This is a genomic window from Pasteurella atlantica (assembly GCF_963693435.1).
GTDB classification, from domain to species: domain Bacteria; phylum Pseudomonadota; class Gammaproteobacteria; order Enterobacterales; family Pasteurellaceae; genus Phocoenobacter; species Phocoenobacter atlanticus.
The window spans coordinates 785368-799078 of the sequence record NZ_OY856306.1; the positions used below are offsets into that span (position 1 = coordinate 785368).

Here is a 13711-nt window from a genome sequence, read left to right on the forward strand (position 1 = left end):
AACTTGATCATACTTCTTACATTATTATCGAATATTTGTGACAGTGATCACAAAAAAACAATTTAATTTCGTGATCTATATCACAAAAAAATACTTTATTTGCACAAAAAAAGACCGCTTATATTTTATGATTTTTTTTATCCAAGTATGATGTTTTCCCTAGATAATATTATTATATTAGTTTTCAATAAAAAAAGAGAGGATAAATACAATGGCTGATGTTCGATTAGTAAATGTAAGTAAATCTTATGGCGATATCCATATTTCAAAAGATGTAAATCTTGAGATAAAAGAAGGCGAATTTGTGGTTTTCGTTGGACCTTCTGGTTGTGGAAAATCAACGTTACTGCGTATGATAGCAGGCTTAGAAGATATTACAACAGGTGATCTATTTATTGGTGATACAAGAATGAATGATATTCCACCTGCTAAACGTAATATTGGTATGGTGTTTCAATCTTATGCCCTTTACCCTCATTTAAGTGTGGCTGAGAATATGTCTTTTGGATTGAAATTAGCGAAAGCAAGTAAGACAGATATTGATAAAAGAGTTAATCAAGTGTCTGAAATCTTGCAACTTGCTCACTTATTAGAACGTAAACCAAAAGAGCTTTCAGGGGGACAACGTCAACGTGTGGCGATTGGGCGAACCTTAGTTTCTCAACCAGAAGTGTTTTTGTTAGATGAACCACTTTCTAATTTAGATGCGGCATTACGTGTGCAAATGCGTGTCGAAATTTCAAAGCTCCACAAACGTTTAAACCGCACAATGATTTACGTTACTCACGATCAAATTGAAGCGATGACCCTTGCGGATAAAATTGTCGTTTTAAAAGCAGGAGGCGTGGCACAAGTCGGTAAACCATTAGAGCTTTATCACTATCCAGCTAATCGCTTTGTGGCAGGGTTTATTGGTTCACCAAAAATGAATTTCTTACCTGTGAAAGTCATTGATGTGCGTGAAGGTGGCGTAAAAATTGAATTACCAGATTCTACACACCTTAATTTCTGGGTGCCAGTTGAAAGTGCAGGAGTAAAAGTGGGTGATAATCTTTCACTTGGACTTCGCCCTGAGCATTTATTACCTTCTGATCAAGCTGAAATTTGTATTAAAGGAAAAGTAAAAGTGGTGGAACAGCTTGGTAATGAAACCCAAATTCATATTGAAATGCCACCGATTAAACAAAACCTTGTTTATCGCCAAAATGATATTGTATTAGTCTCAGAAGACGATGAAATGGCTATTGGGATTGATCCAAATCGTTGCCATCTATTTAAGGAAGATGGTACAGCTTGCAAGCGATTATTTAAAGAGCTTGGGGTGTAAGTATTTTTTCATAGTAATCACAAAAACAAAAACTTTATTCTATTTACTTAATCATAAGGAGTCTGTTATGAATAAAAAAACTTTACTTGCAGCGGTTATTTCTGGTGCGATTATGTCAAGTTCTGCTTTTGCGGTAGATTTTCACGGTTATGCTCGTTCAGGTATTGGCTGGACAAATGGAGGGGGTGGACAACCTTTATTACAAGTAACCAATAACCCTTTTGCTCCTAAATACCGTTTAGGAAATGAAGCAGATACTTATATGGAGCTTAAATTAGGTCAAGAATTATATAAAGATGGTGAAAAATCAATTTATTTTGACTCTAATCTTGCTTACAAAACTAGCCAAAAAGTTGATTGGGAATCGACTAGCCCAGCATTTCGTGAAGTTAATGTACAATTTAAAAACTTTGCGGATAGCTTACCGGGTGCAACCTTATGGGCAGGTAAACGTTTCTATCAACGCCACGATGTCCACATGAATGACTTCTACTACTGGGATATTTCAGGTCCGGGTGCAGGGGTTGAAAATATTGATGTAGGTGCTGGTAAACTCTCTTTAGCTGTAACTCGTAATACAGAGAGTGGCGGTGCTGTACTTGGTGCTGAAAAAGCTGATGTATATAATGATGTTTTTGATGTACGTTTGGCAGGTATCAAGACCAATGAAAATGGTTCATTAGAATTGGGTGTTGATTATGGTAGAGCTCATGCTAAAGATGGTGCTAAATTTGTTGATGGAGCCACTAAAAATGGTTATATGCTAACAGCAGAACACACTCAAGGTAATTTCTTCGGTGGCTTTAATAAATTTACTATTCAATATGCAAAAGATGCAATGACTTCTTGGAACTCTGGTCATTCACAAGGATCAAGAGTTGATAACAAAGGTTCAATGTTACGCCTAATTGATCAAGGAGTGGTTAAGTTTAGTGATAAAGTTGAAACAATGTATACCTTAATTTATCAAAAAACAGATCTAGATAATGATAATGGTAATACTTGGTATTCAGCAGGTATTCGCCCAATGTATAAATGGAATAAAACAATGAGTACATTGCTTGAATTGGGTTATGATCGTGTTAAACAACAAAAAGATGGGAAAAAAGATAGCCTATTTAAAACAACTTTAGCACAACAATGGCAAGCAGGTGACAGCATTTGGGCAAGACCAGCAATTCGTGTATTTGGAACCTATGCAAAAGCAAATGATAAAAAATTAAATGGTAAAGATCACCAATTTGTTTACGGTGTTCAATTTGAAGCGTGGTGGTAATATTTCCACAATACACCTTTAAGTAAATAATAAGCGGTTACATTCTTCCATTTTTTTGCAAAAAATTGATAAGATCTAACCGCTTATTTTGTATAAATACTACAAAACCATAGGAAATATTATGAAAAATAAAATTACTCTTTTGATTTCAACCTTTTTTGCTGTATCAGTATTAGCAAGTCCTTCTCAGTTAGATCAAACTAAGTTACAAAATCTTAATTGGCAAAATGTGAATTTATCACAACAACAAGTGACAGATATTACATCAAATCAAGTTAAACATTTTATTTCTTCTATTGCAGGTTTTGATAGTGCAGTTATTGGCTATAAAATTCCTGCTAATCAAGGAACAATAAAAGTAAATCTCAGTAGTTTAGTGGTGGATAACGATCATATTTTTGTGCCTAATATGTTAGTATTTGATGCAAATTTTAATCCATCTGTTACCTATCCTGCTTCAACCTTTAAACTTGCTGAGGCTCGTGGTTTGGATGAACCTCAATTAACGGCACAATTAAGTTTAACCCCAACAGCAAATCAAGATTACCTTTACTTATTGATCTATACTACAAAACAAGATTTAGAAAAAACAACCACTATTACTCACCCAGCCAAACTTTATGCAAAAGCAAAAGGTAATCAACCGCCAGCAATTAATGATCTTCAAGTCAAACATACTAATTCTGGAAAAATCAAAATTGAAATTGATGGTGTACAAACCAGCCAATTTATTGGGTTAAATGGTCCACTTTTTGAAGCCAAACAACCACAAGCAACGGTTGTAGGGAAACAACAAAAAGCAACCCCAAAACGCACTCAAAAAGTAGAAAACAGCACTGAACAATATTTTAATAATGCCGTTCTTAGTGCATTGAAAAATAACGATATTAGTAAAGCAATGAACCTAGTGAATGAAGCAGAACAGTTAGGATTAACGCAACCACGTAAAATATTCCTTAAAAAAGTTGCTGCTAAGAAATAATATTCGAGGAGTGGCACAATGAAAAAATGGTTATTATTACCTGCCGTTATATCGAGCATTGCCTATGCTGAACAATGGCAAAACACACTGTTTCCTCATTTTGAAAAACAGCAAAAGTCTGTTTTTCAAGCTAGAGCAGATTTGGAAAAAGGTAATTATCCACTACAATTTCATTTTGATAAAAAGTGCTATCAGCCTGAAAAAAATATCAAGTTAAATACCGCTTTATCCCTTGTTCCTTGTAAGGATAAAAAGGTAAATTTGCGTATTTTTAGAAAAGGGCAATATATCGCCACTATCAATATGCAAGCGACAACTCCTACATTAAAAGTAACGGTTAAACCTATCGAACCACCTAAAAAAATAGTAAAAACCTGCCCTGTCTGGAATAAAAAACCAGTGATTATTGATGTATCCTCTACCTTTAAAAATGGTGAAAAAATACGAGATTTCTATTCAGGGCAAGTCGCGACCGTAGAGCAGGGGAAAGTAACAATGTTACCCGATCCAAATGCGAACGGATTACTACTTTTAGAACTTGCTAATTCGACGATTAAACCTACTTTTGATTGGCATAATGCCATTGTTTATTTTGTACTGACGGATCGCTTTTATAATGGCAATACTGCCAATGATCATAGTTATGGACGTAAAAATGATGGAATGCAGGAAATCGGTACTTTTCACGGTGGTGATCTCAAAGGCTTAACCCAAAAATTAGATTATTTATCAGAACTTGGTATCAATACTATTTGGATCAGCTCACCCTTAGAGCAAATTCACGGTTGGGTTGGTGGTGGCTCTCAAGGGGATTTTCCACACTATGGTTATCACGGTTATTATCATCTAGATTGGACAAAACTCGATGCTAATATGGGGACAGAGCAAGAGTTAAAAGCATTTGTTGATCAAGCTCATAAAAAAGGTATTCGTGTACTATTTGATATCGTAATGAACCATACTGGCTATGCAACGTTGGCGGATATGCAACAGTTTAAGTTTGGTAAACTTTATTTAGATGCTCAAGAAGCCGAAAAAACATTTGGTAAAAAATGGACAGATTGGACGCCAAAAGCCAATGAAAATTGGCATAAATTTAATGAGTATATTCATTTTGGTCATAAAGAAGGCTGGAAAAACTGGTGGGGAAAGGCTTGGGTGCGTTCCGATATTGGCGATTATGATGGAGCAAAATTTAATGATCTGCAAATGTCACTTACCTCATTACCTGATTTGAAAACAGAGGCGGAACAAGCGGTAACATTACCTGCATTTTTTGCAAAAAAAGAAACTAATGCTAAAAAGCTAGACAATGCCAAAGTACGTGATTATCTGATTACTTGGTTAAGTGATTGGGTGCGTGAATATGGTATTGACGGTTTTCGTGTTGATACGGCGAAACACGTTGAAAAAAGTACGTGGCTCGCTTTAAAAAATGCTTCATCAAAAGCTTTAAAAGAATGGCAAAAAAATCACAAAAATTTTGGTAATAATTTTTGGATGACAGGAGAAGCGTGGGGCTTAGGTGTAATGAAAAATGATTATTATCAAAATGGCTTTGATGCGATGATCAATTTTGAGTTCCAAAATGAAGCTCAAAAATCCTTAGATTGTTTTGCAAATATTGGAGAAACCTATCAATTAATGAGCAACAAATTAACCGATTTTAATGTGTTAAGTTATCTTTCTTCCCACGATACAGAGCTGTTTTTTGATAAAGCGAGTAAACAAGATTTAAACAAACAAAAAATAGCAGGCAGTTTATTAATGCTCTCTCCGGGTGCAGTACAAATTTATTATGGTGATGAAACCGCTCGTCCATTTGGTGCAACAGGATCAGATCCATTGCAAGGCACACGCTCAGATATGAACTGGGAAGATCTAACCAAGCCAGAGCATCAAGCATTATTTAACCATTGGAAAAAATTAACCCATTTCAGAAAAAAACATATTGCAGTTGGAAAAGGAAAAAATATCACACTTGAAACTCAAAATTATTTTGCATTTAGTCGTCAGTATGATAAAGACAAAGTAATGGTTGTTTGGGTTGGGAAATAGGCAATCGTAAACTTTTAATTATTGATTTTATAAAATTAATCGTAATAATTCCCCCTCCCTAGCCCTCCCCCGCAAGCGGAGGAGGGGATCTGAAAGCCTAGCACTTTCACGCAAGCGGAGGAGGGGATCTGAAAGCCTAGCACTTTCACGCAAGCGGAGGAGGGGATCTGAAAGCCTAGCACTTTCACGCAAGCGGAGGAGGGGATCTGAAAGCCTAGCACTTTCACGCAAGTGGAGGAGAGGATCTGAAAGCTTAGCACTTTCACGCAAGTGGAGATGAAAATTATCCCTCTTTATGCAAAAAATTCCTCCCTCCGCGTGCGGGGGGAGGCTAGGAGGGGGGCATAAATTTCAAGATCTTACCTGCTGAAAAATAAACAATCACAACTTGATTTTAATAGCATTTTTGACTATCTTGTACGGTTTGATTTAAGCATAGTCTTAAATAAAATTTAATCAATGGAGAAAAAACACAATGCCAAATGGCACAAATCTAAATAAAGGTAATATTAAAGGCTTATTTCCTTTATTTGCTTTTTTAATCACTTATATCCTTGTTAGGGTAATCTCGGGAAGTTTTGAAACAATGCCGATTATGATCGGTATTTCTATTGGGTGTTTAGTTGCTTTTTTCTTAAATGATAAAGATCATAAAATTTCTTTCACTAAAAAAGTTGCTATTTTTTGTAAAGGTGGTGGCGAAGAAACCCTTATTTTAATGGTGATTATTTTCCTATTGGCAGGGGCATTTTATAGTGTGGCAAATTCAATGCACGCGGTTGACTCAATTGTTAATATTGGATTAAGTATCTTGCCTTCAAATATTATTTTACCGGGTTTGTTCGTGGTATCTTGTATCCTGAGCTTTGCAATGGGAACGTCAATGGGGACGGTTTCAACTTTGGCACCGATTGCCATTGGTATAGCAACTAAAATTGGGATTGATATTCCATTAGTTGCGGGTCTCGTAATTGGTGGGGCAATGTTTGGGGATAACCTTTCTTTCATTTCGGACACCACCATTGCAGCAACTCGAACCCAAGAAGTCACAATGAAAGAGAAATTTAAAGTCAATTTCTTAATGGTACTGCCTGCGATTATTATCAATATTGCCTTATTATTGCTTGTTGATGTAAATACAACTGCTGCTACGGAACACCTTGATTTTAATTTACTGAATATCCTACCTTATGCAATTATTATCGTACTTTCTTTGGTGGGGATGCACGTGATTCCTGTAATGGGATTGGGGATTTTATCAGGCTTAATTATTGGTGTTATTCATCAAGATTTCACTCTGCTTGAAAGTTTTAAAGTAATTCATACTGGAATGGTTTGGATGGAAGATATGGCGTTAATTGCCGTATTAGTTGGTGGTATGGTGGCATTGATGAAATATTTAGGTGGGATTGATTACCTACTTTATCACTTAACCAAAAATGTAAAAAGTGTAAGAGCAGGTGAATTTAGTATCGCAACGCTTGTCAGTTTATTAGATATTGCGACCACGAATAATACCATCTCAATCATTGTTTCAGGTCCTATCGCAAAAAATATCGGTAAGGAAATCGGAATAAATAGAAGTCGAATTGCGGCAATTTTAGATCTCTTTTCTTCGGCATTTAGTGGTTTATCGCCATTTGGTGGGCAATTATTGGTAATGGCGGGATTATGCTCGATTTCTCCGATAGATATTATTCCCTATGTTTGGTATTGTATGCTAATGTTAGTCTTTGGTATTTTCTTTATTATGATTGGTTGGCCAAATATTAAAAGAAAGAAGTAAGCTAAAAAAATTTATACTTGTTTAGTGGCTGTATTTTGTTGCAGTCATAATATTAATACAATGGAGGTAAAATGCAGTCACTAGCAAAATTGATTCCAACGAAACTGATTTCAAGTAAACAAAACCAAACTCATTCTAATCATAATATTGAACGGACACTGTTATTAACCGAACTAGATAGCATTCATCGCTATCCACTAACACTTATTATTGCCCCTGCTGGCTATGGTAAAACTACCCTAATTTCTCAATGGAAAGAGCGTCAATCTCATACTGGTTGGTATGCGTTGGATAAAAGTGATAATAAAACAGAACAATTTTCTCGCTATTTTACTGCAGCATTGGTACAAGCCTGTGGAATGGAAACCGATGATTTAAACTATCAAAATGACTTAACTGATTATTTCTCGCAATTACTGGTTAAATTAAATAACATCGACACAAATTTTAGTTTAATTATTGATGATTATCACCATATTGAAAACACTGAAATTCACAATGCGTTACGATTTTGGTTAAAAAATCAGCCAAGTACAATGAATTTAATTATTCTTTCTCGTTTAACGCCACCACTTAGTATTACTAACTTACGTATTCACGAACAGTTATTAGAAATCAATATGAGTCAGCTTGCTTTTACACATAAAGAAGCAAAACAATTTCTTGAATTAAAGTTAAATGATACTTTCTCACAAGAAGCGATATTTACTTTATGTGAACAAGTTGAAGGTTGGGCAACAGGATTACAATTAATTAGTTTTATTTTGAAACAAAATACCGATCTTATCAAAACACCACAAAAACTGTTTGCTAAACTTAATCAACATCATATTGCGGATTATCTTAATGAAGAAATTTTTCATTATATCGATCCTGAACTTAAACAATTTATGCAACGCTGTGCGATTTTACATTCTATGAATGAGGGCTTAGCAATTGCGATTACCCAAGATAAAAATAGTGCTAAAAAGCTTGATGAATTAGAAAAACAAGGACTATTTATTCAGCGAATAGATAGTAATGATGGCGGTATCTGGTGGAAGTTTCACCCTATTTTATCCTCTTATTTAACTCAAAGTTGTCGTTTAGAATTACCCGATGAATGGCAAAAACTCAATCAATGTGCGGCAATGGAATGGCTAAAATTAGGGTTCTGCCAAGAGGCGATTTATCACGCTCAACAAGTTACTGATACACAAGTATTATATAAAATTATTCAACAATATGGCTGGTCATTATTTCATCAGGGGCAATTAAAATTATTAGAAGATAGCTTAAACCACCTTCCTACAGAATTAATGTGGCAAGATCCAACGTTAGTCTTACTTAAAGCTTGGGTAGTACAAAGTCAGCATCGTCATCAAGAAGTCAGTGGTATTTTGCAAAAATTTAATACAAACTCACCGCTTGCTGAACCTTATCAAGGAAAATTTTATGCATTAAGAGGACAAGTCGCTATTAATGAAGGAGATGATGAGCTAGCTTATAAACTGGCAAGTAATGCTCTTTTAACTATTCCTCAAGAATTTAGCTATGCTCGAATTGTGGCAATTTCTGTTATTGCAGAAGCGCAACATTGTCGTGGTAATTTAAAAGAAGCAATGATACAAATGAAGCAAGTCGAAAAAATGGCACTTTCACAACGTACTTATCATCATTGGTTATGGTCTAAGTTGCAACAAGCTGAAATTCTATCTGCTCAAGGCTTTTTACAATCTGCCTATGATTTATTGAAAGAAACCACCCTGCAAGCAGAAAATTTTCATCAAATTCCGATGCACGAATTTTTATTACGTTTAAAAGGACAAATTCAATGGGAATGGCACAACCTCGACCAAGCAGAAGCAATGGCAAATGCAGGGATTGATATTTTAGAAAAAGAAGATGAAAAGCTACAATGTCTCGCCTTGCTTACTAAAATTTCATTAGTACGTGGCGATCTCAATAATGCTAAACGCTTAATTGAACAGTGCCAGCATTCGATTAATCATTTTCCCGTGCATAAGGATTGGATTGCCACATTGGATGAAATTCAGGTGCTTTATGCTCAAATGACCAATGATCCTTCTCAGTTAGATAGCTGGTTAGTAAAAACAACTTTACCAACCAGATCCTCAAACCACTTTACACAGCGTCAATCTCGTAATATTGCACGTGCTTATTTATTACAAAATAAACCAGAACAAGCACTTGATATCTTAAATACCATTTTACATACGGCAGAAAGTTTAAAATTAACCAGCGATATCCAACGTGCGTTAATTTTAAGAAATTTAGTTTTTGTTCATAAAAACAAAAAAGAGTTAGCTCAAAAAGATTTAATTCGAGCATTGGAAATGAGTCAACAAACGAATTTTATTAGTGCTTTTGTGATTGAAGGCGATGTGATGGCACAACAAATCCGCCAACTTTTACAAATGAATATTTTGGATGAGTTTTCAACGCCTAAAACACAATTTATTTTACGCAGTATCAATCAACATAATCGTCATAAATTTGCACACTTTGATCAACAATTTGTTCAAAGGCTCCTTGAAAATCCACAAGTGCCTGAACTGTTGAAAATTAGTCCTCTTACTGCTCGTGAATGGCAAGTGTTAGGGTTAATTTATTCAGGTTATAGCAACGAACAAATCTCTCAAGAACTTGTAGTAGCAATGACAACAATTAAAACCCATATTCGTAATTTATACCAAAAAATTGGGGTAAATAATCGCAGTGAAGCCATTGAATATACTAAAAATTTATTGGTGTTAATGGGATACCATTAACAAGAGGTAAACCTTAAATCTAGATAGACAACTGTAATCGTTCCCCCCTCCCTAGCCCTCCCCCGCAAGCGGAGGAGGGAATTTTGATAAGTCTTTAGCTCTCTCGCAAATGGGGAGGAGGGAATTTTGATAAGTCTTTAGCTCTCTCGCAAATGGGGAGGAGAGATTTCTCCTCTGTGCAAAAAAATTCCTCCCTCCGCTTGCGGGGGGAGGTTAGGAGGGGGGACTAAAATTAACAAATTTAATTACTTACGTGGAGATAGGGTATCCCAGTTTCTTTAATATTTATATCAATGAGTTAGATAAAAAACTGGTAAAGCATAGCGGTTACATCCAGTTTAAAATTTACGATTATCCTTAAAACTAGATAAAGGAAATTTAAGGTTTTTATGGCGTTCTTAAGGTGTGGAACAGTGAATTATTTTTTATTTTATCTGTCTTATGCTAGCTAATGTTTATATTAATATTAAGGAAAATATAATGAAAAAATCATTTTTAAGTTATCTTATTTCAACAGTATTTGCGGTGACAGTGACTTCACAAGCAGTCAGTGATGAAATAAAAAATACTGAAAGCTCTATTTTTCAAAATCAACAACTGTCTGGTTTTAAAATTATTAGTAATAATATTAAAAAAAGCCCAGCAGATAATGCGACTTATCAAGGCATTCAGCTTGATAATGGAATGACAGTGTTGTTGATTTCTGATCCAAAAGCGAATAAATCGTTAATGTCAGCGGCGTTACCAATAGGTTCAATGGAAGATCCTGTTTCCCAACAAGGTTTAGCTCATTATTTGGAGCATATGGCATTAATGGGTTCAAAAAAATTCCCAGAAACCAATGGGTTAGATCATTTTTTAAGTAAGAATGGAGGCAGAAATAATGCCTCTACGTCAAAATCTCGTACCGCTTATTATCTAGAAGTAAATAATAATGCTTTTAATGAAGCCGTTACTCGCTTAGCGGATGCGTTGGCGGAGCCTCTATTGTCAGAAGTAAATGCAAAAAAAGAATTGAATGCGGTTAATGCTGAAATGGTTCGAGCCAAATCAAGTGATGGTTATTTGATGTATAGCGTGAATTTAGCCACGTCAAATCCGAACCATCCCATTACTAAATTTGCAGTGGGTAATAAAGAGAGTTTATCTAATAAACCAGAAAGTAAATTACAAAATGAATTACAGCAATTTTATCAAAAATATTATTCTGCAAATTTAGTTAAAGCAGTGCTTTATTCTGACCAGTCAATCGAAAAATTACAGCAATTAGCCGTTAAAACATTAGGGTTAATGAAAAACAAACATTTGCAAAAACCAACTATAAACGTACCGCTTTATCGTGAACAGGATAAAGGGATAATGATTTCTTATAAGCCAATTAAACCACGTAAATTATTGGCGGTGAGTTTTGATTTTCCTAATAATGAAGACAAATTTAAATCTAAAACAAATACCTATATTAGTTATATGCTAAATAATAATACAGAAGGCACATTGTCTGATTATTTAATTACACAAGGCTTGTCTTCAAGTGGTATTCAAGCAGGGGCTGATCCAAATGTAAGTCGCAATCGTGGTGATTTAACGATTTATGTTGAACTGACCGAGAAAGGTTTAGAGCAAAAAGATCAGATTATTTCATTGATTTTTCAACAAATTGAACAGCTTAAAAAAGCAGGCATTCAAGAAAGCTATTTTAAAGAAATGAAGCAAAGTTTAGCTCAATCTTTTGAGCATTTACAGGTAGAAAAGCATTTAGGCTTTGTGGAACAAATTACAGATGCAATGCTTTCTTATCCATTAGAAAATGTGATCAATGCAGGTTTTGAAACCCAAGCAATGGATCAAAAAGAAATTGCTGAAAAATTAGCAGAAATGACATTAGATAATGCACGTATTTTGTTGATGAATAAAAAGGTGAAAACAGATAAACAAACACCTTATATGAATGCCCCTTATTCTGTGATGAAATTTAGCCCTGAACAAAAATCAAAATGGTTAGACTTTAGTCATAACCCAACCATTAAACTACCTAAGTTGAATCCTTATTTCGTGGAAGATTTTTCACTAAATAAAATGGAACAGTTTCGTGTAAAACCACAAAAACTGAAATATGATAAAGGTGAAAAAATTTATGCAATGGGCAGTCATTATTTTCCAAAAGAACCTAAAGCGATTATTAGTTTAAGTTTTGGAATTTCCCCTAAAAATAAAGCATTAAAACCTCAAATGACGGTGGCGTTGTTAAACTATATGAATGGCTTAGCTCAAACTAAGCTAGCATTTCAATCTTCTGTGGCGGGTATTGAGACCTCATTTTATTACGGTGAAAATGGAGTCGGTGCTAATCTATCGGGCTATACACAAAATTTTGAAAAACTATTACAAGACGGTTTAATACAAATGAAAACCTTTGCTTTAACAGAGGCTGATTTGCAACAAGGGAAGCAGAAAATTTTAGAGGCGTTAGCTCGTGAGAAAAAAGAGAATAGTTTAAATCAAGCAGCTGGAGTTTTTTACAAGTTAGCAAGTTATCCTTATTTTGATAGAGAGAAGCAGAAAAAAGCACTTGCGGAGGTGTCGTTAGAAGATGTTAAGCAAATGCGAAATCATTTATTGAATGATACGACTGGAATTGAAGTGCTTTCTGTCGGAAATTTAACAGATAAGCAGGTAAAAAACTTAACTAAAACCGCAGAAAAAATAGTAGCCAATAGTAAAACAGCATTAAATTATAATTATTTTGTTGATTTTCGTGATGTCACACAAAAGATTAATTATGTGCAACAAGTACCCAATGAAGATAACGCATTAGTATTAATTTATTTGGTAAAAGGAAATGACAGATTAATGGATAATGTTCGTTCTATGTTATTAAATGACATTATTTCTCGCTGGTATTTTAATGATTTGCGTACAGATAAGCAGCTTGGTTATGTTGTTGCTTCTCGACGTATTTATACTGGAAAAACTTCTGGCTTATCATTTATGGTGCAAAGTCCAAATACAACACCAAAAGGGATAATGCAACACAATGAACGCTTTTTTAAGGAAAGTGAGCAGAAACTCAATGCTTTAACAGATAAAGAATTTGAACAATATCGTGCGAGCTTGTTAGAAAAATTACAACGTAAACCAGAGTCTTTGGAGCAAGAATTTAGTCACTTTGTGACTGATTTTAATCACAATAATTTACGTTTTGATAGTCGTGAAGAGTTAATTAAAGTTACAAAGAAAATAACAAAACAGCAAATTATCGATTTTTATAAACGAGCAGTGATAGAGCAATCGGGTTTTGTCTTGATAAGCCAAGCATTAGGTACAAAAGCAAAAGCTGAGGATAAGGTAAGTTTGGATAACTTCAAAACAGTAACAAGTATTGAAGAGTTACAAAAAACATTGCCTGTTTCACATTGGTAATATTATATAGTCAGTGATGAAAATTACTGACTATTTTAATAATTACAATGTAAAATAACCACCAAGAAAAAATAATCATATTTAGGAATTT

At 34.6% G+C, this 13711-nt stretch carries 7 protein-coding genes; all 7 read left to right on the forward strand.

Annotated features, from left to right (window positions below; genetic code table 11):
• Positions 1-211: 211 nt before the first annotated feature.
• The 7 genes from malK (at position 212) to ptrA (ending at position 13620) form a co-directional block, all read left to right on the forward strand.
• Positions 212-1327, forward strand: coding sequence for a maltose/maltodextrin ABC transporter ATP-binding protein MalK (malK, locus tag U9966_RS03805; RefSeq protein ID WP_306346225.1), 1116 nt, complete (start codon positions 212-214; stop codon positions 1325-1327).
• 67 nt (positions 1328-1394) lie between these two features.
• Positions 1395-2603 carry a maltoporin gene (locus U9966_RS03810; RefSeq protein ID WP_306346224.1) on the forward strand — a complete coding sequence of 403 codons (1209 nt, stop codon included), beginning with the start codon at positions 1395-1397 and terminating at the stop codon, positions 2601-2603.
• 121 nt (positions 2604-2724) lie between these two features.
• Positions 2725-3585 (forward strand): maltose operon protein MalM, encoded by an 861-nt coding sequence (gene malM, locus U9966_RS03815; RefSeq protein ID WP_306346223.1) that lies wholly within the window; start codon positions 2725-2727, stop codon positions 3583-3585.
• Positions 3586-3603: 18 nt separating this feature from the next.
• Positions 3604-5643 (forward strand): alpha-amylase, encoded by a 2040-nt coding sequence (locus tag U9966_RS03820; protein ID WP_306346222.1) that lies wholly within the window; start codon positions 3604-3606, stop codon positions 5641-5643.
• A 475-nt stretch (positions 5644-6118) separates the two neighbouring features.
• Entirely contained in the window at positions 6119-7429 is a 1311-nt protein-coding gene (locus U9966_RS03825) for a Na+/H+ antiporter NhaC family protein (protein WP_306346221.1), read from the forward strand.
• Between the two features lie 71 nt (positions 7430-7500).
• On the forward strand, positions 7501-10200 hold the full coding sequence (gene malT / locus U9966_RS03830) for an HTH-type transcriptional regulator MalT (protein ID WP_306346220.1): 2700 nt from the start codon (positions 7501-7503) through the stop codon (positions 10198-10200).
• 480 nt (positions 10201-10680) lie between these two features.
• The gene (gene ptrA / locus U9966_RS03835; RefSeq protein WP_306346218.1) at positions 10681-13620 is read left to right on the forward strand and encodes a pitrilysin; all 2940 of its coding nucleotides are present in this window, start codon (positions 10681-10683) and stop codon (positions 13618-13620) included.
• Positions 13621-13711: the final 91 nt, after the last annotated feature.